The sequence below is a fragment of the Pelagibaculum spongiae genome (genome assembly GCF_003097315.1).
GTDB lineage: Bacteria > Pseudomonadota > Gammaproteobacteria > Enterobacterales > Pelagibaculaceae > Pelagibaculum > Pelagibaculum spongiae.
Window position 1 is genome coordinate 771,265 of the sequence record NZ_QDDL01000001.1, and the last position, 23,115, is coordinate 794,379.

The window sequence follows — 23,115 nt, forward strand, 5'->3', positions numbered from 1 at the left end:
AAGGTGATTTTCAGACTCAGGATTGGGTCGTTCTGGCTCGGTCTTGTTGTTGCATTGGTCGAGCATATTGCCGGATTATCGGTCTATTTTCCATCAAATAGGTCAATATCAGACGCCTCGCCATATCTTTGAATTTTCTCGCTCTCTTCATTTAAATACATGCCCCACACAGCACATCAACAGCTATGAGTTTACCGTGAGCTTTTCTGATATCGGCTCGAGAATGGAAGCAGAAGACCAGCATCAAAACTTACTGGTCTACTATGGATAGAAAACATTTAGCCAGCGATTAATGAAATCGTGGGTGGCATAGTTTTTTCTCGGAGGTATGGTTTTTATTATCTTTCAATACCATAAGATTTCTTTGTACCCCACGCTATGTAGATATAATAATCTCGATCTGAAGTTAACAACCCTCCGGTAGAGGGAACATGCTCTGAGTCTCGAGAATCACTACGATATTTTTTGTACAATGCCAATGTCTTATTGGAAGTCAATTTATCAAACAAATATTTTTCAACTGTAACCATTCAGCATGTCACACCAACCGATCCAATTTCTTCTGAATAAAGTCCGGCCATTTACCCGCAAATAATAACGACAAAGCCTCCCCAACACCGACCCCATGTTTTTGGCAGGTCGATATATAGCTCCGGATTCTGCAATACGCTTTCACGCCATCCCATGAGCGGAAGCAGCCTGATATCTTCTGCTGAACCTTGCTCATACGGAAGTCCCGTTCACCCTGATTATTGGTAAACGGTGCTCGGGTATTACTCATAAACCGCAGCACGTCTGCTTCAAAATCCCGCAGCCGCTCTAATAAATTTCTCGATTTACTTCGTGCTAATTTCCCTCGTTTTAATTGACCTTTTTTATCCGCTTTTTTTGGCTCAGGTGCCGGGCATTCCCGATCACCTGCTTTTAATATTTTTCGATATCGCTTCACCCATTTTTGACACTGCTTTTCATCCAACTCACCCCCCGCCTCATTGACTGCTGTATTCATTTCATAAAGCAGATCTTCCATTGCCTTGGCCCACTGCTGGCCATCTTGCTCATGGGCTCGCGCCAATTCACGTACATGATGGGCGTTACACAATACATGTAAGCACAGCACAAATCGGTAGTAGCTTTTCCAGTGATCGTGTACCAATAAACCGGTAAATTTAGGCAAGATGTCGATCGCTTCCATTGCCTCGATACCTCTTGATTCATGCGCTTCAATCCACGTCCAGCGGTCATTGCTCGCGACATGTAGCCACTTTCGTTTACCATTGATATTGACGCCGGTTTCATCGGCATGAATCAAATCTCCAGCACGCAAAATAGCCGGTACTAACTGAGCAAATGGCTTCAGTCGATGAAAAGCTTCCTGATTAAAATTGGCAAGGCTACCGGTGCTGATTGGCGCATCCAATATCTCAGCGAAGTGCTTTTGAGTCCGTTCATAAGGAATCAGCTGGTAGCTCGACATATAAACCGCGTTGGCTTTAAACTCATTGCCATATTGTATTGGCCGAGTGACCCCTTGCGGAAACTCAGCAACAAACTGGTTACCCTGCTCGTCTTGTAGAATCTGCGCCCGATATTCGGTGACATATCGGGTAATACGAACATCAACTACTTGGCGGCTTTCACTGCCAACAACACGGTATTTTCCTTTCGGCAATTGGCTACGATCAATCGTAATATCCAGCACTTCATCTGGGTCTTTCACCGGTGATAAATTACTGCCTTTATGGCCAGGCTGCCCGCCTGGGTTTTTATTGCTTTTGGCGCGCGATTTCTTTTCTCGATTAGGATCTGCCGATGGCGGAATGCTGGAGTTTTTGCTGTTTAGCCCTTTGCTATCAAGCAATATCTTAACGACGAGCATCAGCATACGAACCATCGCCACCAGTTCGGGCGGTAAGCGTTTGCTTTTGGCTAACAATCGCTCGGTTTCAGCGATGGTTTTATTAATTTCGATTGAGTCCATGCGGTTATTATCGCACAGGTTTTCAGGGTGGTTTTTTTGTCTCTGAGGCTTACTGTGGCGACTTTTTAGAAGCGGAATGCTGATGCGCTATTCTGAGCAAAAAACATTGATAATCAGGTGTGTTAATAGCAGTTTAATGCGGCGTTTAAGTGGTATTCTGAAAGAGGTGCTTAAATTCGGGAAAATATCAAAAAAACCTGTCAAGCGATTTTTATATTAAATTGTGCTGAATGGTTACTTTCAACTTTTAAAGCCATCTCCATATCGAGACCCGACTTGATAACTACAAAGTGAGGCCATGATGGCGTAAAGTACTTATATGTTTTATGCCTTGCATCAACATCAATTGTGAGTCCAACATTGTAACTATGCACTTTCGGTGAAGCTACAATACATTCGATTGTCTCCATTAAATTATCTTTACTAACCTGCGTAAATTTTTTCATTTGTAACAAACTCCTTTTAATGCTAACAATTTGGTAAATTAACTCAGCTTCAGCTTGAACCTCGATCCAATGAAGCCGCCCAAGGGTGATTTTCAGACTCAGGATTGGGTCGTTCTGGCTCGGTATTGTTGTTGCATTGGTCGAGCATATTGCCGGATTATCGGTCTATTTTCCATCAAATAGGTCAATATCAGACGGTTCGCCATATTTTTGAATTTTCTCGCTCTCTTCATTTAAATACATGCCCCACACAACACATCAACAGCTATAAGTTTACCGTGAGCTTTTCTGATATCGGCTCGAGAATGGAAGCAGAAGACCAGCATCAAAACTTACTGGTCTACTATGGATAGAAAACATTTAGCCAGCGATTAATGAAATCGTGGGTGGTATGGTTTTCTCGTCGCTTTTACCGTCCTTGGTTCTGGGTTCCCGCCATTCCCTGGCGGGAATGACGGTGCTTATAAATGACGTTACGCAGTGACTTTATATTCCGCCGCTAGTTGGCTATATCCCAATCCATTTTCCTTGCGCACTTCAATTTGTAGTGGAATACGTTCTTTTAATGCTTCGACGTGGGAGATAACGCCGATCATTTTGCCGCTGGCGTTGAGTGTATCCAGTGCGTTGAGTGCGACTTCTAGTGTTTCCGGGTCGAGGGTACCGAAGCCTTCATCAAGGAATAATGAATCGATACGGGTTTTGTGACTGACCAGGTCAGACAGCGCCAAGGCGAGTGCTAGGCTGACTAAAAAGCTTTCGCCACCGGATAGGGTTTTGGTATCGCGAGCGCTATCGCCCTGCCAGGTATCGAGTACTTCTAGCGATAATGCACTGTCGGCCCGGCGCTTTAATTGGTAGCGGGCGTGTAATCGGTCTAGCTGTTGGTTGGCTAAATAAATCAGATGATCCAGCGTTAAACCTTGGGCATATTTACGGAATTTATCGCCCTTGGCAGAGCCAATTAAATGATTTAATTGCTGCCAGGTCGTTAGGGTTTTCCGCTGTTGGTCGATCTGTTCAAACAAGGCTTGCTGACTGGAGCGTTGCTCGGCATCGCGTTTTAAATCGGCTTCAAGTTGGCCTTGTTGCTGCTGCGCTGCTGCCAGTGTTTGCTCCAGTTCATTTAATTGCTCAGTAAGTTCATCTAGTGATAGCTCAGTTTGTGGTTGTGTCGATAGTTCTGCTGATAGTGCATCAAATGCCGTTTGTGCCTGTGCTTTAACCGCGACAGATTGGTCAATGGTCTGCTGCAGCTGCTGTTTTAATTGGCTCAAGCGTTGGCGGTCGTCATCACTTAATAATGCCTGAGTAAAGGCCGCGACATCGGCAAAGCCGCTATCTGCCAGTTGTTGCTGCCAGTTTTTATTTTGCTCGGCCAATTGCTGCTGCGTCTGCTCGGCAGATTTTTGCAATTGCTGCAGCTCACCCTGCAAGCCCGATTGCTGCTGGCTAAGTGCCTGCAGTGCCTGTTGGGCAGCCAAATCGTGGGTGGCATGAATTCTCGTGCCATCACCAAGCCAGAACTAGCGATCTGAAGCTGGAAACCAGCCAGAGAAGACCAGTAGAAAAAACTACTGGTCTACTTGAGATAAAAATGACTTTGGCACCGATTAACTAAATCGTGGGTGGCATGGATTTCTCCCGCATGGATTTCTCGAAAAAACCTTCGTACCGGGTAGATTATGGGTTGCAGCAAGAGGAGCGTCCATATATGGCATAGTTTTCCCTTGCTTCCATCCGATCACACGTCGGATTCCGCAAACTTTGATATTACATTTAGTGTGCTTTCTTTTAGAAACTGAATACTATGAAGCTGACTGCATAAAATATAATATTTTGACGCATTATATTTTATAAAAAACGGATCAATATTAACAGAATCCATTTTTTCAAGCATCACAGAAAAATAGTCAAGATTTGCTGAAATACTAAAAATAATTCCATGTATATGCTTAGATTTTGACTTAATATGCTGCTCACCAGGGTTTGGCATGCTCAGTGATGAGTGAGATATCGTTGCTATTAGGCTACCCACCCATACAGGAAAACTAGTTAATTCTTTGTTGATATCGTTAAACGAACCAGCCCTATCAATAATGTATTGTTTATTACTTGGTAGATCGTAAAGACCGATTGAGTCGCAGAGGATAACAAACTCCCTAGGCTCAAGCGTTAAGCTTATAAATCTTTCAATTGTTTTTGAGCAAGAATTTATTTCACGAATGATATCGTTTTTCTTTGATTCATTATCTTGAGCATCTAATTGTTTTGAGATTTGATCAATGCTCTTTTTCTGAAGGAGAATTGCAGATATTGCACCAATAAATGCTATTGAACTAATTATTGGATTCAAAACACCTGAATAAAACGTAGCAAATGAAGCCCAATCGCTTTGTTTAGTTGATATGCCAGATCCATTATCGAATTGAATGAAGAATGCAACAATAGGAGAAACAATCAAAACAATAATAAATATTGCGATCATTATTTTAAATTTCAAAATCCACCTCACGTTTATTTGAGACGTGTAACGGCTTACTTAACCTATGAGCTTTTGAGTGTCAGCGTGCGATCCGATGCTAATATTTATTTGGCGCATAAAAACCTTACCAAGCACCAACAACTCTTTGCCCTACCAAGGATACAGTATTTAGGTTTCCGTGATTACCTCCAATTTGTATTTTCTTCTGCATTTTCTTAGGAGGCTTCCGGTACCATTGACTGCAAATTTCTGCCAAGTCAGAGTATGCAAGGCTTGATGACAAATACCTAATTCGTTCATTTGTTAACTCAGGGTTTACCTTGAAGTAAAAGTCACCTTCAGCAGTCATTTCTTCTACGGAAGAAGCCATTGAAGACAAAGGCTTCTGCATCATTTTGGGTTGGCAATGAGCAGAGCCATTTAATAGTTTGGGAAAGGCTGGGGCCATAAAATCAATTAGCCAGTTATCAGCGATGATCCAGCAATGAAATGCGTCTACAGTACTTACCAAAAAATCATCTTGGAGTTTTCCAAATGTAAGAATATTGTTATCACCACCTAAATGATAAAGGCATGAACCTGCAACAGGCCGAGCATTAATTTTGTAATGCTGAGATAGAAGGTGCGCACCATAGAAGCTAAAAAAAGTACAAGCGATTGTAGGGTCTTCATTTTCGTTAACAATAATTGTGTTTATTGTTTTATAAATACGCTCGTAATCCTTCAATTTGATCTTCATGAACAGCTATCCTTAGCACATAGCATTGTATTAGGCGGAAAACTCGGTTTTCCCGACTCCTACTATCCCAATATTTCCGGTATCACTGGCCGCAAAACTGCCAGCTCAATAGACCCCACTGATACAATACTTCAGTTATTAGTCAATAAACCGCATAAAAAGCTTTTGCTGTTATCTTGTCACTCGAGTATTAGAGCAACCTGCCGCTCTAACAAATGGAAACCAACCAAGCAGGTGAGGGTTTTAGCGCTCACCAATAGCTTTCTACGCCATAAGCGGCGAATGGCTCAATTGTATCCTTAACGACTTAATGGTCAATATAAGATGTTGATTTGTTGCAGCTGCAGCAGAGAGATAGGTTTTGAATGGGTGGTGTGGAATAGGAAGCGAAGTGGGATCTGTGGGACTGTAACGTGCTTGGAGTGGGGGTTAGAGTGATTTCTTTTACCATCCATGGCGAGGATGACGGGATCGGCGTGTATCGCTTTTACCATCCGTGGCCATGGATCCCGCCTTCGGCTTTGGCTCCCGGCGTCGCTCTACCTTCCACATCCATGTGGTCGTCCATGTACAGGATGACGCGGGGGCTAGCAATTACCGCCCGCGTTTCAGGAAATCACGCAGTGACCTTATATTCCGCCGCTAGTTGGCTATATCCTAACCCATTTTCCTTACGCACTTCAATTTGCAGTGGAATACGTTCTTTTAATGCTTCGACGTGGGAGATTACGCCGATCATTTTGCCGCTGGCGTTGAGGTTATCCAATGCGTTGAGTGCGACTTCCAAGGTTTCCGGATCGAGTGTGCCGAAACCTTCATCAAGGAATAGTGAGTCGATGCGGGTTTTATGACTGACCAGATCAGACAGCGCTAATGCTAATGCTAGGCTGACTAAAAAGCTTTCGCCGCCAGACAGGGTTTTGGTATCGCGGGCGCTATCGCCCTGCCAGGTATCGAGTACTTCTAGCGATAATGCACTGTCGGCTCTGCGTTTTAATTGGTAGCGGGCGTGTAATCGGTCCAGCTGTTGGTTGGCTAAATAAATCAGATGATCCAGCGTTAAACCTTGGGCATATTTACGGAATTTATCGCCTTTGGCAGAGCCAATTAAATGATTTAATTGCTGCCAGATCGCCAGGGTTTTCCGCTGTTGGTCGATCTGTTCAAACAAGGCTTGCTGACTGGAGCGTTGCTCGGCATCGCGTTTTAAATCGGCTTCAAGTTGGCCTTGTTGCTGCTGCGCCGCTGCCAACTGTTGCTCCAGTTCATTTAATTGCTCAGTTAGTTGATCTAATGACAGCTCGGTTTGTGGCTCTGACGATAATTCATCTAATGCCGTTTGTGCCTGAGCTTTAACCGCGACAGATTGGTCAATGGTTTGCTGCAACTGCTGTTTTAATTGGCTCAAGCGTTGGCGGTCATCATCACTTAATAATGCCTGAGTAAAGGCCGCGACATCGGCAAAGCCGCTATCTGCCAATTGCTGCTGCCAGATTGTATTTTGCTCGGCCAATTGTTGCTGAGTTTGCTCGGCAGATTTCTGTAATTGCTGCAGCTCACCCTGCAAGCCCGATTGCTGCTGGCTAAGTGCCTGCAATGCCTGTTGGGCAGCGGTAAATTGCTGCTGTAATTGCTCGGATTTTTCTGCCAGTTGCTGTTTTTCTGTCGCCGGGTTTTTATCGGCAAATAATTGCTGGCGCTGCTGTTGCAACTCAGTGATTTCTGCCACTGTTGCGGCTAATTGCGCATTCGCAGTGGTCAGCTGCTGCTGATGTTCGGTGACTTGCTGTTCGGCGAACTGGCATTGTTGCTGTAGCTGGTCGCTATTTTTTTGCAGCTGCTGTAATTGTTCGTTCTGGTCGGCATATTGCACTGCCTGCTGTTGCAATTGATCCAGCCATTGTTGCTGCGCTTCTGCCAGTGGCAACTCAAAACCAAAGCCTGCCAAGGCACTAGATAATTGCTGCTGTAGCTGTTCCAGCTGTAATTGTTGATCGGCAAGCTTTTGCTCCAGCTCGGTTAATCGCTGCTGCAAATGGATTTTCTGTTGTTCAGCTTGCGCCTGCTGGTGTTGCGATTTTTCCTGCAGGCTAATCGCCTGGTGCAAATCAGTTTGTTGCTGTTGTAATTCGGCAGTTAAACCGTCTAACCGATTGAGCAGATTTTGTATCTGGCTGCCTTTATCGGCATCTTGCTCTAACCAGTCGGCAAATAATTGCGGTTCAAAAATGGCAATGGTTAATGCTAATAGCTGACTGGATTGTTGCCAACTGGTTTGCCAGCTTGCCAGTTGCTGTTCCAGTTCGGTTAATTGTTGTTGGTTTTGCTGTATTTCCCGCTGCTGTGCTTCGACATCGCTATTTAATTTAAAACCCTGCTCTTTTAACTGCTCCAGCAACTGCTGACTCTCGGCCAACTGCTGCTGGTAGGCATCGGGCTTTGCCTGGGCATATTCGCTGACTTTAGGGTGTTCTAAAGCGCCACACAGCGGGCATTCGCTACCGGGCTGCAATTGAGCGCGATGCTGGCTTAAATCGGCAATTTGTCGCTGCTGGTCAACAATCAATTTTAATTGATGGTTATTTTTATTCTGCTGTGAATATTGCTCACGACAAGCCAGCAATTGTTGATTAGTTTGCGTTAGCTGAGTTTGAATTTGTTGAATATTACCGCGTAACTGCTGCTGTTTTTTACTGGCAGTCATAAATTGCGGCTGAATATGTTTTAGCTGTTCCACCGCCGGGCGCTGTTGTTGCCATAACTGCAGCTGTTGGCGTAACTCTGCTTCGCTGTAATCTTGTAATAATTGCGCCTGTTTTTCGGCCAATTCTTTACACTGCTTCTCGCTGCTATTACGCGTTTGCTGCGACTGTTGTAATTGCTGCGACAGGCTTTGAATCGCTTTTTGTTGCTGTTTTAACTCATCCGCTTTGGTTTGCTGCTGCTGTTGTAAATCAGCCTGCTGGCCTGTCAGCTGACGGCGCTGAGTTAACTGTTGCTGCCAGAGTGGCAACTGGCTGGAAAGTTCCTGCCACGGGTGTTCTTCCAGCCATTGTTGAATAGTCGTTTGCTGTTGCTGGGCGGTTTGTTGCTGCTGTTGCAGATCACTATGTTGTTGCTGTAACTGCTGCTGTTTTTGCTGCAATTGCTGCTGACTGGTTTGCTGTTGTTGCTGAACCGACCGCTGCTGTTGAATATTCAAATCCAGCGGCAATACCTGATTATGAATTAACTGCTCGGTTTGCTGCTGGTGCTGCAAATGCTGTTGTAATTGTGTTTCTTGCTGGCTGAGCTGTTGCTGGTTACTTTCAATATTTTGTTGCTGGCTGGATAACTGCTGTTGCTTGTCTGCCAGCTGAGTTTTCTGGCTATCGGCCTGTTGCTGGTATTGCTGCAGCTGTAAATAAACCGGCTGAATTTTCTGTGCTGGTAAATCTTGCTGCAGTTTATTTAATTCATTTTGCTGCTGTTGCTGACTGGCCAAAGCCTGACTGTGTTTTTCAGTCGTTTGTTGCAATAATTGTTGTTTTTCCTGCAGCTGACTGCGCCATTGCTGCTGTTTTTGCAATGTTTTTTGCTGGCGCTGCTGCTGTTGAATACTTTGTGCCAGCTGTTGTTGCTGGTGTTTTAATTGTTGGGTTTGCTCAACCGATAACAGCTGCATGCCTTCGGATTTGGCTTGCAGGTGCGACAGCGCATTTTCCTGTTGTCTGGTGCCTTCAAACACCTGTTGGGAAATTTCGCTGTAAATTTCGGTACCAGTTAGCTCTTCTAACAGTTCAGCACGCTCGTTATCGCTGGCTTGTAAAAACGCAGCAAAACCACCCTGGGCCAATAACATTGATTTGGTGAAACGTTTAAAATCCAGCCCGGTTAAATCGCTAACCGCTTTTAATTTATCACTGATTTTATCGGTAATAATTTTATTCTGCTCATCTTCAGTTTCTGCGGTGACTTTAACCAGTTCAACTTTCGGTGGCTGTAATTTACCCTCGCTGGCACCGCGTGCTCGCCGCTGGGACCAGAACGCCCGATAACGCTCGACCCGACCTTTATCGCCCGGTACTTCAAATTCAACTTCTGCCAAAGACTCCGCGGTATGGCGCGTCATTAGCTCATTTTCAGTGGCAGAAACTTTCATGCGTGGCGTTTCGTGATACAGCGCCAGACAGATGGCATCTAATAGCGAGCTTTTGCCGGCACCGGTAGCGCCGGTAATCGCAAACAAGCCGTTATCAATAAAATCCGGGGCGGTAAAATCAATCTTCCACTCACCTTTTAGCGAGTTAATATTTTTTAAACGCAGGGAACAAATTTTCATGCCTGAGCCTCCTTGCTATCTCGCCCTTGATTCTGATCAGACTCACTTTGATCAGACTGCTGCTGATCAGGTTCGGGCTGTTCCAACTGCTGAACAATTTGCTGGAACAGCTCAGTCAGCGGCTGGATTTGCTGTGTTTCCAGTGCTTCGTCGGCCAGTCGACTGTTAAATACATCTTCAACTTTTAATTCAGCCAGGGTTTCTTTTTGCTGTTGCTGAAGCGATGTTTCAGTTTTAGCCCGCTTGCGGCGCACTCTTAATATTTCCAGCGGTAATTGTTCGCTAATTTGCTGGATTTGTTTTTGCAGGTCAGAAATATATTGTTCGGCATCAATCACCACTTCAACCCACGGCTGTAGCGGGTCAGCTTCTGATTGATCGGCGATCGACTGCAATAGCTCGGGTAGTTCATCTAACGGCGCTTCAATCGACTGCAAACGGCGAAAACGCGGAATAATAACCGGTTCGATATGCTGTAATTTGCCCTCGGCAAAATCCACCATCAGTATTTGTTTATCGCCACTAGATTTATCTGAACCTGTTTCATCAAAACTCAGCGGTAATGGCGAGCCGCTATAACGAATATGCTCACTGCTGGCGACCTTTTGTGGCCGGTGCAAATGGCCCAGTGCAATATAATCGGCCTTGGGAAAACGCTTGGCAGGAAATGCTTCTAAAGTACCGATATAAATCTCGCGCACCGATTCAGATAATTGCCCGCCAACACAGGTCATATGGCCGGTGGCAAGAATCGGCAAGTCGGCAGATTCTTTTAACAGCTGCTGGCGTTGCTGGGCCAGTTCAAACAAATCTGCATAATGTTCGGTCATGGCAAACATTAATTGCTGCTGCTTCTCTTCGGCACTGTCACCGGCGCGGCTGTGTAATAAATCTCGCTGACGCAGAAAAGGCACCCCACACAAAATACCGGCGGGTTCACCGGCGCGGTTTTTCAAGGTCACCAATTGTTTTGATAGATCATCCTGGGCAGTGCCAATCACCGTGGCATTCAAACAAGCCAAGAGCTCACGCGATTCATGCAAGGTGGCGACCGAATCATGATTGCCACCGAGCACCACCAGTTGACAGCCAATTTGGCTCAGCGCAACCACAAACTGGTTATAACGGGTTCTGGCATAGCTTGGCGGAGTGCCGGTATCAAAAATATCACCGGCAATAATCAAGGCATCTACCTGATATTGCTCGACGTGACTAAGTAGCCAGTCAATAAACGCAGCGTGTTCAGCGTCTCGGCTCTTGCCAAAGAAATGCTGGCCAAGGTGCCAATCAGAAGTATGCAGAATGCGCAGTTGCGGTGAGTCGCTCTGTGTTGTGCCCAAGAGGTTTGCCAGCTGAAGAATCATCAATGGCGGCGATTATATCAGTAGCGAATCAATATTTGGCAGAGATTGTTGGCAAAACGGATTGGCATAATTGCACGAGTCAGAGCTGAAAACTAAATCCTGACAAGGATTGATACTTTAGTTGCTTTAATTCAGGTTAGTAATTACTTTGGTTGGATTTAACAAAATCGCCTGCGAGACAGATCACGGTAAGTCCCGCAAGTAAAATCAGATATGGAGTATGGCCCTATCTGCAAGGCCTTTGAAACTAGAAGATCGCAGGGAAACTGAAGGCATCAAAAACTTATAACCTCACAGTCTGAATTTTCTTATTTAGCTTTATAGTTTTCATGATAATTAGAATCTAATAATTTAGGGCTCACTCTTTTAGATCTTTCGATATTAGGTGTCAATAATTTAGAACTCACTCTTTTAGATCTTTCGATATTAGGTATCAATAATTTAATGCAATACCGTTATTTTATTTAAATCTTAACCATATCACTCACAACCCAGACTGTCTCTGGCTTTCGCTATTAAGTGCTAACTGTTTAGCAGCTTTAACTAGAAGACATGAAAATCCAATGAAAAATTATTAGATTAAGGTAGAAAAAGAAGCTCTGAAAAGAAGTCGGAGCATTTATGCCGTTTAACATGCCATATAAAAAATCATACGCCGCAGGAGATTTGATTTATGGGTTGTCTGAACCAAGACAAGATTACAGAACTAAAAACCCCGCATTTATATTAGCAAAACCAAGAGCAACGCCGTGCACAATTGATCAATACTCCTTGACAACAGTGGAGCGACAGCTTGTTGATGATGGGCGACGGCTGACTATTCCAGATTCGGAATATTTTCATGACTGCATCAAAAACCATGATAAATATAGTAATACTTTTAATGCGCCTGGCTTTGCAGTGGGGGGCGCTAACGTCATTCACCAACCCGTTGATACAGGGAGAAAATGCAAAGGAGGCCTGTATTGGGTTACTTCAAGCATGAACGATTTAGGTAAATCGATTCATTTTGTTTTGGATGGAATTGACTTTGCCCCTGTTGTATCAAAAATCAACCCTAGCACTAATGAACCATTTAAAAATTCAAGATCCCCATTTTATACAGGAATTGAATTACGCTGGGTTTATCGAAATCGCTTTCGAGAAGAGGTTTACAGATCCATTCAGTTCTGGATTAATGGTAGCCCCTGCCCTCCACCATGGGAGGCAGGATTTAAAAATGCCACGGGTGTTGATTATGATCCGGTAGAGATGTGGAGTACTTATAAGCCTCGTTCTTTGATGGCTGCTTAATTCATTAAGCAAACTTTAATATAAGAATTCAATTGGTTTATATCGCCACCCATATTGTTTATATTCTAATAAAATATTTCGATTTCTTTTTCGGTTGTAAGTAGCAGACTTCTTACAGCCGCTAAAGTTTATAATATCGGCGCTTGAAACATTGTCTTTTCAAGATCATACCATTCTATTTAACCTGAAAGCCAAGATGCCAGTCAGCGGTGTAAATAATGCGAAGTTGCAGTGAGTCGCTCTGTGTTGTGCCCAAGAGGTTTGCTAGCTGAAGAATCATCAATGGCGGCGATTATATCAGCAGCAAGCGCAGATCTGGCAGAGATTATTGGCAAGTCAGTTTAAGGGCATTGCAATTGGCTAGAGCAGATCCAGTGATTTATGCCAGCAGTGCGTCAAAATCTGGCAAAGGTGTTGGCAAGCCCACCTAGGTGTATTGCTATTAGGCTAGAACAGACTCAATGGTTCACATCAGACCATAATTTGATAATTACAAATAATTGCCTCACGAATGCGCTATTTACCTCGCCATAGATAACAGAAGATCATCAGGCCGTGACAAGTATCGCAACTTTGAGCAGAGCAGTTTCTAAGCTTAACTTGATCACTTTTTGGGACACAGATAATGAAACGGATTTCCAACATCACCAATCTTCCTTTGGTTATAGTTTTTAGCTTGCTGCTATCGGGCTGCCTTAACAACGGCAATGACATTCCCATTGTCTCTATGCCCTCTCAAGGCCAGGTAATCGCCAGGGCAGACAATATCGAGCTGCAATTTGGTAATTCCATATTAACTGGCAGTGTTGAAATTTCCGGTGAGCTACAAGCTGAAGCAGCAGCCTTTAGCATGGCATCCAGAGAAATGTCTGACGATACGATTATTATTTCACCTGCAACCAGTTGGTCTGTTGGAGGAGATAGAAAACTGGTAATCAGTGCCAAGGATGTTTCAGGCAACGCTTCAAAAATAACCTTATCGATAAATATTCTTTTAGTTGTAAATAATCAACAAGCGGCAAGCGTAGTTATTGGCCAAGATGACTTTGTCAGCGCTAACTATTTATCATCCACATTAAATGGAACACATGACGCCCGTTCGGTGGATACATCTTATGGCAACCCGCTATTTTTTAACAACTACCTTTATTTACCTGATTATGAAGGTGATCGTGTTTTAATCTTTGATGGCATCCCAACCAGCAACTCTGCTTTGGCCAGCGCAGTGCTCGGTCAATCTGACTTTGATGAAAGCTATCACGGTTCGGGCGCTGCCGATTTTGATGGGCCACAACAAATCGCTAGCTCTGGCACACAGTTTTTTATTGTTGATTACGAAAATCATCGAGTAGTAGTATATAACCAACAACCACTTACAACCGATGCATCAGCTGATCTTGTATTAGGACAAAGTAGTTTTGGTCCAAACAATAGTAGCTGTGCCGCCAGCACCCTTGATGATCCAGAGTCTGTCTTCGCCACTGAAAATCTTTTATTTGTTGCAGATGCAGACAACCACCGGGTTTTAATTTGGAATTTACCCATCACTCAAAATGGCCAGCCCGCCAACCTAGTATTAGGTCAGGTAGACTTTACCCACTGTGATTTAAATACTGGCGAAGATAATGTTAATCGCCGTGGTATGTCCAACCCAACAGCGGTCTGGAGCGATGGAAATAGAATTGTTGTACTGGATACTTATAACAATCGAGCTTTAATCTGGAATAAATTTCCTACCCAGAACAATCAGGCTGCCGACCTAGTATTAGGCCAAGAAAATTTTACCGATAACGATGCCAACACAGGAATTTCTGGTGCCGTGATTAATGGCAAAGTATTAAGTGATCCTTACAATGGGTTGGACTCTAACGGTTTGCAGCTATGTATTGCTGACAAAGACAATAATCGAGTGCTTATCTGGAATGAATTCCCAACCAGTAATTTTCAGGCTGCAGATAGAGTGCTTGGGCAGCAAGACCTGACTCTATCGACGCTTAACGATGCTAATGGTGATTCAACCGATGATACAACACCTTCAGCTCAAACATTGAACGAACCGAAAGGTTGTTATTTTTCTAATGATAAATTATTGGTAAACGATATGGCTAATAGCCGCTGGTTAATTTACCAATCCCAGTAGACTTTCGATATCTGCTGCTGTTTTCAGCAGCAGATAGTTATAAAAAATTATTTTTTTCTGTAATTATTTCCAACCGCTTAATCCATAATATTTCACAGGCCATATCGCCTTTATCTGTTCGACTTAAACTACTGGCAGCAGACCAGAACAACGTATCAACTTCGATCAGTTGACCCTCCATTTCAATAATATCACCGACCGTGATTTTCTTCAGAATTTTAGCAACTTGCTCGTTAGCCGGCACAACATGCATGTTGGCATACAGCTCGGTAAAATTAATTCTTAGTTTGCTGAGCTTTTTTGGGTAACGAATAAACATCTTTCGATCTTTCTGAACAAAACTAAAATTGTTTAATAACTTACTATCTGACAGCTCGCCCCAAGTCAGCCCTAAATCTACCGGCAGTAATGACGCCATTTGGTCTTGGTAATCATCTTTCTTAGCAACCACGAGTGCCGTCACGCTTAGATCAGCCAACGGATTTATTTTATGCGAGCCATACGAAAATGGCTTGGCAGAAGTCGCAGTCTGTAATGGCTTTCCTGGCACTAATATACCGTCAGCATGCTCAATAATAGCTGACGGATTTATTATTTGATGTACAAAGAAAGCAATAGCTGCGATTGCTAATAATCCTTTGAATAATCTCATACTTCTCAGACCTAACATTAACTAAATAATATGTTATTAAAGTTACTACAAATTAACTGGCACTTGCTCACATAAAGAATACAATACTGACCAACTGCTTTAGTTTTATGACAGATACTGGTTTAAATATAATCATTTACCCGTAAATTAATAGACCAGTAAACCACGACAAATAGATCTACCTTGCCGCCCACAGGCTTACTCAGACTATGGAAATCGGCTGATATCAAAACAAACCTTTTATTTTAACACCAAGATTTGGTGAGGCTAAAAACATTTACAACATTCTTTAATTGAAGGTCGTGAAATATAAGGGCTGCGGAATTAAATAATACACCGGCTGCTAATTATTCAGCTTTACCTGTGAAGATGTGGGAAAATTTTAGAGTTTTGTTCTCCCTGCTTATGGATACCCGCCTTCCATGGCGAGCATGACGGAGTAGCTAATGAAGCGCTGTAGTCTACAACATACTCCGAGCCGTCATTCCGGAAAGGAAGTGTATAGATGCACGGATTAGGGCGACGCAGGATGCCAAAGCCGAGAAGCCGGAATCTATGTGCCAGGGATGGTAGCTCCGCTCCAGAAAAATCATTTCAAAAATTGAAACCGTTTAAGCAATTTAAAATTTCTTCGACCCTAATAACATCCCGTTTCCCGAAGTACCTAACCTTAAGCTGTAGGTAAGTTTATAAGCCTTCGGCGCAATCAAACATTTTTAGTGCTTCTCGCTAGACGTCTAATTTCGCTACGTGATCCACACGAAAATGGGAAATACCGAAAAATGTATGGAACATTTTCGATCTCATCAAACCTTGTATCTACAATATCCTAGAGCATTTTAAATTCCTGATCCCCTAATTATAAAACTGATACCTCCTTTACAAAAAACAGCTCACAGGCACCATTGCCGGTATCGTCTCGACTCAAACTACTGCGCCACTTCCAGCCATTAGATTTATTCGCTTCAATCAACAATCCTCGCAGTTGAATAATATCGCCCTTACGGACGTCTTTTAACTGATTAGCAATATAGTCATCCACCGGCACCATATGCATATTGCTGCTGCTTTGGATAATTTGTCGATTGCTTATTGGCGGCTGGTTTTGCCATGACCAAAAATAGAAACGACCGCTTTGTGAGATGCTCAGCTGATCGATTACTTGATTATCTGACATTGCGCCCCAGCCAAGCGCCAAATCAATCGGTGCTAAATCTGCCCCGGCATCTAGTGAATAATTTTCTCGTGACAGAACTCTTGCCGACAGAGAGAATTCAGCCAATGGCGCTATCTGGTAGCTCTTAAATTGAAAGGGCTGCACACTGGTCGATTGCTGGTAAGGGGACTCTGCAACCAATACACCCGGAGCATGCAGCACTTCTCGTGAATTCCACCATTGGTAAAACCCAAATAGCACTAACCCTATCACCAACCATTTTTTCATATTATTTTCCAGGTCGTTAATGTTTTAGATTAATGAGAGTCCGTATTAAATCATAGCTTTTGGATAGCTTTAATTTTACTCACCCTCAACTCCATCGGGTTATTTCTATTAATCGTTGCGTAAGTATTCGCAGAATACGATACCTTACTTCAAGCGATTACTGGGTGCGTATTAAGGCTTACCTAACCTACTTTTTAGTTCGGTATTAATTTAAACACTAGAGTCTTATTAATTAAAAACAATTGGTTTTCGTAACCTGGGTAAACCTGTGGGCGCAACCGGGGTTATACACGCCATATCTGTCAAATAATGCAAGAACCAATACAAGAACTAATGCAACGATTAATACCTATGAAAAATCCGGATCGCCCGCCTTATCAAAATAAGTCTGCTTACATTCAGGATATCCGCTACACCCCCAAAACCAGCTGGCTTTCTTTTTCCCTTTACGTCGTATCAATGGTTTTTGGCACGCCTTGCATAAATGGTTTGATAACACCGGCTTTTCAAACTTTGTCAGCTTGGCCTTACCACGACTATCTGGGTAAATCGCTTTGCATTCAGGGTAGCGACTGCAGCCCCAGAAAAAACCTTTTTTACCTTTACGTCGAGCTAATACACCGGTTTCACAATCAGGGCATGCTGGGCCATTTTTTGGATCGGCTTTGCCAGTCGCCTGAATTTGCGACGGCTTTAAATCTAAACCATCGCTGCGAATCCGCGCGATTTCAGTCGTGATATATTCCACTAAACCATCTAAGAAATGGTCGATATTATCTTGCCCTTGCTGGATCGCTTTTTGCTGCTCGTGCCATAATGCAGTCATATCAGGAGCTGTGGCGGCTTGTGGCAAGACATCAAAGAAATCACGACCGGTTTCGGTGCTAATAACTTGCTTGCCCTTTTCACAGATAAAGTCTCGATCAATCAAGTTTTTAATAATGGTTGAACGTGTCGCTGGTGTGCCTATACCGCCATGCTCACCTTTTTTATCTTTATCTTTTTCAATCAATAATTTTTTAAGCCGAGGGTCGCGAATATATTTGGCTACTCTTGCTAAATCTTTTAACAAGGTTGCCATGGTGTATCTAGCAAGTGGCTTGGTTTCTTTCTGCTGTAGATCTAATGACTGACAGAAACCTTGCTGGTTTTGCTGCAGTGATGATAAATCTGGGTTTTTACTTTTAGAACTCTGCTTATCGCGATGCACTTCATCGTTGTCTTTATCGTTTTTATACAACACCAACCAACCTGGCTTGAGTGTGATTTTTTCGACGGTTTTAAATTGATGCCCTTGGCAGTCAAGCTCAATAGTCGTTTGCCGGTATTGGTGCTTTGGGAAAAACTGAGCTAAATAGGCACGGGCAATCAGCTGATAGACTTTCTTCTCTTGTTCAGTCAGCTTGGAAAAATCACCATGGGTTGCGGTAGGAATAATCGCATGGTGCGCTGAAACATTGGCGCTATTAAAGGCACGGCTCTTGATTGATGGATCGGCGGCCTTTGCTGCCTTATTCAACACATTTGCCGTTGCGGCAATCGCGCTTAATACCGAACTCGCATCGCCATGTTGCTCATTAGACAAGTATTCGCAATCAGAACGGTTGTAAGTAATCAGCTTGTGCCGTTCTCGAAGGTTTTGGGTGATCTTTAATGTCTGGTCAGGACTGATATTAAATTTACGGCTGGCATCGGCCTGCAGGTTTAGCAAATTATAGGGTAGCGGTGCGCTGGCGTATTTAATTTCATTATTGGCTTTAACAATATTGGCTGGCTGCGAATAACATTGTTGAGCAATTTGATCTAGATAAGCGCGGTCGATTACTCGCTTTTTTTCATCAATCGGTGCATCTTCTGGTGCTTGGAATCTGGCACGAAAAACCAATGGTTGTTGGTTCATTTGGGTAAAATTAAAATCGCCATCCAATTGATAATAAAACTGCTGCTGATGGGATTCATGGGCTCGATCTCGCGCCACCACCAGCCCTAAAATAGGTGTTTGCACACGACCAACCGATAACACACCGCGGAAACCTTTTTGCTGCGCTGCCAGCGTATAACCGCGGGTCATGTTATAGCCATACATCTGATCGGCGACGCTACGCGCCAATGCGCTTTGGTAAAGGCCAAGAAACTCTTGGTTATCACGCATTTTTGCCAATGCTTTTTTAACCACAGACGTATTATTGTCATTAATTAACAATCTTTTGACTGGTTTTTTATTTTTGGCATAAGTAAGGATTTCATCGACCAATAACTGGCCTTCATCATCCGGGTCACCTGCGTGGACGATAAGATCCGCTTGTTTAATTAATTTAACAATGATTTGTAATTGTTTTTTCTTATCAGAAATCGGCTTATGCTTCCAAGGACGAAACACCATCGGCAACTGCGCCATATTCCACTTGGCTAGCGATGGGTCGTAATCTTCAGGATCAGCCAACTGCAACAGGTGGCCAAAACACCAAGTCACTGCATCGTTCCCTACCTGAAACCAGCCTTCTTTTTTGACTGATTTTCCACCCAAACCCTGAACTATTGCCCTAGCTAAATCAGGCTTCTCTGCAATAAACAATCTCATCAAAAATATATCTCTCTTGGATATATCGGCTGATATATCCAAACAAATAGCCAATAAAAACCTGATATCTGACAACGACCATTTCTTGGCCGCACCGCGCTAAACCCTACCAGCGGGGCAATTGATTCTAGCCTGTACTAATGGCACCTGACCACTGGTCTTTTGAGCAATTTCGTAACTTTTAACTCTGCCAATCACTGTACTAGATTTAGAGTTACCCCTTGGCTTAGATGGGAGGTTAAATGTCAGAGCGTTATCCGGCTTTTTTCTATCAAGTACCACAGGTTAGTACGAACAAATAGTACGGCTAGGCAACAACAGGAGTTTCAGCTGGTACGAGTGTTTGCAATGAGCACGAGATCATAAGGTTTGCTGCCTGTCGCAAGTAGTCAGCACTAACAACCTTCAAGGTTTCTTTAACCTGAAAGTTCGAATAAGCGTTGCACTTAACAGGTATCTTTTAATGGCTTGAATACCCATGCCAACCTCACTGGCAAAAGGGGTTTCGAAACAGCATTCTTGCCGTTGCAGATATTATTGTTTTGGCAGTATCGAAGTTGCAATGTTTAATTTTAATTGGATTTTCATAAAGAAAGCTTGTCTGTAACGACTAAAACATGAAGACACGTAATATTAGTTACGAGATGGCGAGTAGAGAAAAACCTGTAGCAAGCTCCATAGGCAGAATTGGAAATTGGCCGGTGTTGAAAATGTAGATGATGTTGTGATTTAACTTATGAATGCGATACATCTGCAAAGTGCAAAGGTATAGATGTTGAAATACTCATGGCGTCCGGCAACTGGCAACAGTTGCCGGATTTTTTTGTTTTCAACCTCGACAAACGCTTCTCCAGTCTGCAAAGAAACCTCAAAAAGTAAAGCCCCATTCAATACGGACATTTAGCCAAGCCCAAGTCACTTCAAGGCACGGATTCAATACCAAGACCTAGCTATTCTCCTGCGATATCTCTCAAATATTTGGTTCCACAATGCTAACTTCAGCTTTTCAATTGATCATTCCACTTTGATACTTGCCGAAATGCACCAGACAGGAGTAAAACTATAAGTAAGGGAAACAAAGGAGCATGTTATGAAAGTGCAGTTTCTTGGTGCTGTAGGAACCGTGACTGGTTCAAAATATCTGATTTCCCATGAAAACACTCGGGTACTTCTCGATTGCGGGCTTTATCAAGGCCTGAAGAATTACCGGCAAAAAAACTGGGCACCTCTGCCCGTTCCAGCTTCATCGATTAATGCTGTGCTACTTAGCCATGCTCATATTGATCATTCCGGTTATATTCCAGCCTTGGTCAAACAAGGGTTCACCGGCAACATTCTTTGTTCTAGAGGCACCTCTGAGCTATGTAAAATTCTGCTGCCTGACTCTGGCTATCTACAAGAAGAAGACGCTCGCTATGCCAACCAACGAAATTTCAGTCGCCATAAGCCAGCTCTGCCCTTGTACACCGAAGCCGACGCACACAAATCACTCAAGCAATTTAAACCTTTGCCCACCCACAAATGGTTTGATCTGGGCGACGGCCTTAAAGCCAGATTCCGTCCATCAGGGCACATACTAGGCGCTTGCATGATTGAGCTGAATGATGGCCACCGGAGCCTCACCTTTAGTGGTGATTTGGGTCGGCCAGATGATTTATTAATGCGCCCGCCAGAAATCGTTGAAGATACCGATGTACTCATTATTGAATCAACCTATGGCGACCGCTTGCATCAAAAAAACGATCCCTTTGAGACGATTGCCGAGCTAGTTAAAAAAACCGTGCACCGCGGCGGTATTTTATTAATGCCGGCTTTTGCGGTAGGTCGAGCACAAGCGGTACTGTTTATCTTATCCCAGCTGATCAAACAGCAAAGAATCCCTAAGATACCTATTTATCTGAATAGCCCGATGGCGATTTCAGCGACTGAAATTTTTCATAAGTATCATAAGAGCCACCGGCTTGACCGTAGTGATTATGAAGCGATTGACCATGTCACCCGCTACATTCGATCTCCAGAAGAATCCAAGCACCTTAACCAGCAGACATTTCCATCGGTGATTATCTCTGCCAGCGGAATGGCTAGTGGTGGCAGGGTATTACACCATTTGAAATCTTTATTACCTGATCATAAAAATACCATTTTGTTACTGGGGTTCCAGGCGCCGGGCACTAGGGGGGCATCATTGCAAGCTGGCGCACCCCAAATAAAGATTCATGGTAATTATTTTCCTGTCAGAGCCGAGGTCCATTGTCTAGATAGCCTATCCGCCCATGCTGACCAAGCTGAGTTATTGCAGTGGATGAAGCATTTTAAACGACCTCCCGCTCAAACCTTTATTTGTCACGGAGAATCTACTGCTGCTGACACTTTAAGACGTGAAATCACTGATCAGCTAGGTTGGAATGTCAAGGTTCCCGAATACCTGGATCAAGCAGATATTTAACTGTAAGCATAAAAAAAACCGAAGCAACTTAATTGCTTCGGTTTTTTATTAAACAGAACTATTTTCTAGTGATTAATCAGGCAGTAATTTGCGCTGAAACACTAAATCGATCTCTTCCATTCTCTTTGGCTTGATACAAAGCTTTATCAGCAGATTCTAACAATTGCTTTTGAGTTAAATCGCCATCGGGAATAACACAGGCGATGCCACCACTGAGCGTTACGAAGTCACAAACCCGAGAACCTGGGTGATGCAGCTTCATTTTATGTATTGCTTTACGCATCCGCTCGGCTACTTCTAAAGCGCCTCGCGCATCGGTATCAAATAAAATGGCAACAAACTCTTCACCGCCATAACGGCTGACTGAATCAGAAGGACGGCGCATTTCCTTATTTAAAGCATTTGCTACCTTCTTTAAACATTCATCACCAGCTGGATGACCAAGCGTATCGTTATAGCGTTTAAAATCATCAACATCGAGCATCACTACGGCAATCGAACAATGCTTACGTTTCGCAGCACGCCACTGGCGATCATACAAATCATCGAAGTAACGCCGATTACCAATGCCAGTTAACTGATCGAGTAATGACAATTGCTCCAACCGATTAATTGCTTCTTCCAACTGGCTTTCACGCAGCATTCTTTGTTCAACTTCATACTTTAATTGCAGCGCTGAGTTTAATCGCGTGGTCAATTCTATCGGATTACTACCTTTGGTGACATAATCGGTAGCTCCAGCATCAAATGCTTCTTTTAATAATTTTGCATCACTTGCTCCGGTTACCATGATAACCGGAACATTAAAAAATTCTGGACGGCGCTTTAATTGTCGGGTCACTTCAATACCGTCAATATCTGGCATCATAATATCCATCAGAATTAAATCCGGTAATTCTGCGGTTGCCATACCGATTGCTTCATAGCCGTTAGTTGCCACTTGATCAATATGACCAAGATTTTTCACCAGACGACGAGTAATCAATGCATTGGTTTGTTCGTCTTCAACAATCAGAATTTTTGACTGTCTTGGCTCTTCCATGAACTCTGCCTCAAGAATTTAACATTTTGAGTATAGGCAGCGATCATTGGATAACAGGAAGTGTCGATGCTGAGAATTTGAACTCAATTGATAAAAGTAGCTTCAGGCAAATTTTACATGATGATTTTGTGAGCAAACGCAAATTCACCGTGGGTTTTCAGTGGTGTCTACGCTGTCAGTG

The 23,115-nt window shown here is 43.4% G+C and carries 14 protein-coding genes; 3 read left to right on the forward strand and 11 right to left on the reverse strand.

Features of this window, described 5'->3' with window-relative positions:
- Positions 1-538 precede the first annotated feature (538 nt).
- The 7 genes from tnpC to sbcD form a co-directional block, all read right to left on the reverse strand.
- Positions 539-1,981, reverse strand: a complete 1,443-nt coding sequence (tnpC, locus tag DC094_RS03360; protein WP_116685260.1) for an IS66 family transposase — start codon at positions 1,979-1,981, stop codon at positions 539-541.
- Positions 1,982-2,181: 200 nt separating this feature from the next.
- Complete coding sequence (locus DC094_RS03365; RefSeq protein WP_116685657.1) at positions 2,182-2,427, reverse strand: hypothetical protein; 246 nt, start codon at positions 2,425-2,427, stop codon at positions 2,182-2,184.
- 473 nt (positions 2,428-2,900) lie between these two features.
- The gene (locus DC094_RS03370) at positions 2,901-3,911 is read right to left on the reverse strand and encodes an SbcC/MukB-like Walker B domain-containing protein (RefSeq protein ID WP_206605555.1); all 1,011 of its coding nucleotides are present in this window, start codon (positions 3,909-3,911) and stop codon (positions 2,901-2,903) included.
- Positions 3,912-4,171: 260 nt separating this feature from the next.
- Positions 4,172-4,930: a hypothetical protein gene (locus DC094_RS03375; protein ID WP_133245455.1), complete on the reverse strand. Its 759-nt coding sequence runs from the start codon at positions 4,928-4,930 to the stop codon at positions 4,172-4,174.
- 106 nt (positions 4,931-5,036) lie between these two features.
- Entirely contained in the window at positions 5,037-5,651 is a 615-nt protein-coding gene (locus DC094_RS03380) for a DUF2026 family protein (RefSeq protein ID WP_116685660.1), read from the reverse strand.
- 616 nt (positions 5,652-6,267) lie between these two features.
- A complete protein-coding gene (locus tag DC094_RS03385; RefSeq protein WP_116685661.1) occupies positions 6,268-9,972 on the reverse strand; it encodes an SbcC/MukB-like Walker B domain-containing protein in 3,705 nt (1,234 codons plus the stop codon).
- The gene (gene sbcD / locus DC094_RS03390) at positions 9,969-11,312 is read right to left on the reverse strand and encodes an exonuclease subunit SbcD (protein ID WP_241503954.1); all 1,344 of its coding nucleotides are present in this window, start codon (positions 11,310-11,312) and stop codon (positions 9,969-9,971) included. Before sbcD ends, DC094_RS03385 begins: the two co-directional genes overlap by 4 nt.
- 645 nt (positions 11,313-11,957) lie before the next feature.
- Between sbcD and DC094_RS03395 the strand changes: the two genes are divergently transcribed.
- Entirely contained in the window at positions 11,958-12,629 is a 672-nt protein-coding gene (locus DC094_RS03395) for a hypothetical protein (RefSeq protein ID WP_133245456.1), read from the forward strand.
- A gap of 625 nt (positions 12,630-13,254) precedes the next feature.
- Positions 13,255-14,769: an NHL repeat-containing protein gene (locus DC094_RS03400; RefSeq protein WP_116685663.1), complete on the forward strand. Its 1,515-nt coding sequence runs from the start codon at positions 13,255-13,257 to the stop codon at positions 14,767-14,769.
- 37 nt (positions 14,770-14,806) lie between these two features.
- On the opposite strand, the gene DC094_RS03405 is transcribed toward DC094_RS03400, so the two are convergent.
- From DC094_RS03405 to DC094_RS03415, 3 genes are all read right to left on the reverse strand, one after another.
- On the reverse strand, positions 14,807-15,421 hold the full coding sequence (locus tag DC094_RS03405; RefSeq protein WP_116685664.1) for a hypothetical protein: 615 nt from the start codon (positions 15,419-15,421) through the stop codon (positions 14,807-14,809).
- 859 nt (positions 15,422-16,280) lie between these two features.
- Entirely contained in the window at positions 16,281-16,865 is a 585-nt protein-coding gene (locus tag DC094_RS03410) for a hypothetical protein (protein WP_116685665.1), read from the reverse strand.
- 349 nt (positions 16,866-17,214) lie between these two features.
- On the reverse strand, positions 17,215-19,446 hold the full coding sequence (locus tag DC094_RS03415) for a DNA topoisomerase 3 (protein WP_116685666.1): 2,232 nt from the start codon (positions 19,444-19,446) through the stop codon (positions 17,215-17,217).
- Positions 19,447-20,536: 1,090 nt separating this feature from the next.
- On the opposite strand from DC094_RS03415, the gene DC094_RS03420 reads away from it, so the two are divergent.
- Positions 20,537-21,892 (forward strand): MBL fold metallo-hydrolase RNA specificity domain-containing protein, encoded by a 1,356-nt coding sequence (locus tag DC094_RS03420; protein WP_116685667.1) that lies wholly within the window; start codon positions 20,537-20,539, stop codon positions 21,890-21,892.
- Between the two features lie 76 nt (positions 21,893-21,968).
- Here the strand turns inward: DC094_RS03420 and DC094_RS03425 are convergent, their stop codons facing one another.
- Complete coding sequence (locus DC094_RS03425; protein WP_116685668.1) at positions 21,969-22,934, reverse strand: GGDEF domain-containing response regulator; 966 nt, start codon at positions 22,932-22,934, stop codon at positions 21,969-21,971.
- Positions 22,935-23,115 lie beyond the last annotated feature (181 nt).

What these genes read in the sequence shown, in the direction of transcription:
- DC094_RS03385 (WP_116685661.1), bottom strand. Translation starts at nt 9,972, where the DNA reads ATGAAAATTTGTTCCCTGCGTTTAAAAAATATTAACTCGCTAAAAGGT.
- tnpC (WP_116685260.1), bottom strand. Translation starts at nt 1,981, where the DNA reads ATGGACTCAATCGAAATTAATAAAACCATCGCTGAAACCGAGCGATTG.
- DC094_RS03365 (WP_116685657.1), bottom strand. Translation starts at nt 2,427, where the DNA reads ATGAAAAAATTTACGCAGGTTAGTAAAGATAATTTAATGGAGACAATC.
- DC094_RS03400 (WP_116685663.1), top strand. Translation starts at nt 13,255, where the DNA reads ATGAAACGGATTTCCAACATCACCAATCTTCCTTTGGTTATAGTTTTT.
- DC094_RS03380 (WP_116685660.1), bottom strand. Translation starts at nt 5,651, where the DNA reads ATGAAGATCAAATTGAAGGATTACGAGCGTATTTATAAAACAATAAAC.
- DC094_RS03395 (WP_133245456.1), top strand. Translation starts at nt 11,958, where the DNA reads ATGCCGTTTAACATGCCATATAAAAAATCATACGCCGCAGGAGATTTG.
- DC094_RS03425 (WP_116685668.1), bottom strand. Translation starts at nt 22,934, where the DNA reads ATGGAAGAGCCAAGACAGTCAAAAATTCTGATTGTTGAAGACGAACAA.
- DC094_RS03405 (WP_116685664.1), bottom strand. Translation starts at nt 15,421, where the DNA reads ATGAGATTATTCAAAGGATTATTAGCAATCGCAGCTATTGCTTTCTTT.
- DC094_RS03420 (WP_116685667.1), top strand. Translation starts at nt 20,537, where the DNA reads ATGAAAGTGCAGTTTCTTGGTGCTGTAGGAACCGTGACTGGTTCAAAA.
- DC094_RS03410 (WP_116685665.1), bottom strand. Translation starts at nt 16,865, where the DNA reads ATGAAAAAATGGTTGGTGATAGGGTTAGTGCTATTTGGGTTTTACCAA.
- DC094_RS03415 (WP_116685666.1), bottom strand. Translation starts at nt 19,446, where the DNA reads ATGAGATTGTTTATTGCAGAGAAGCCTGATTTAGCTAGGGCAATAGTT.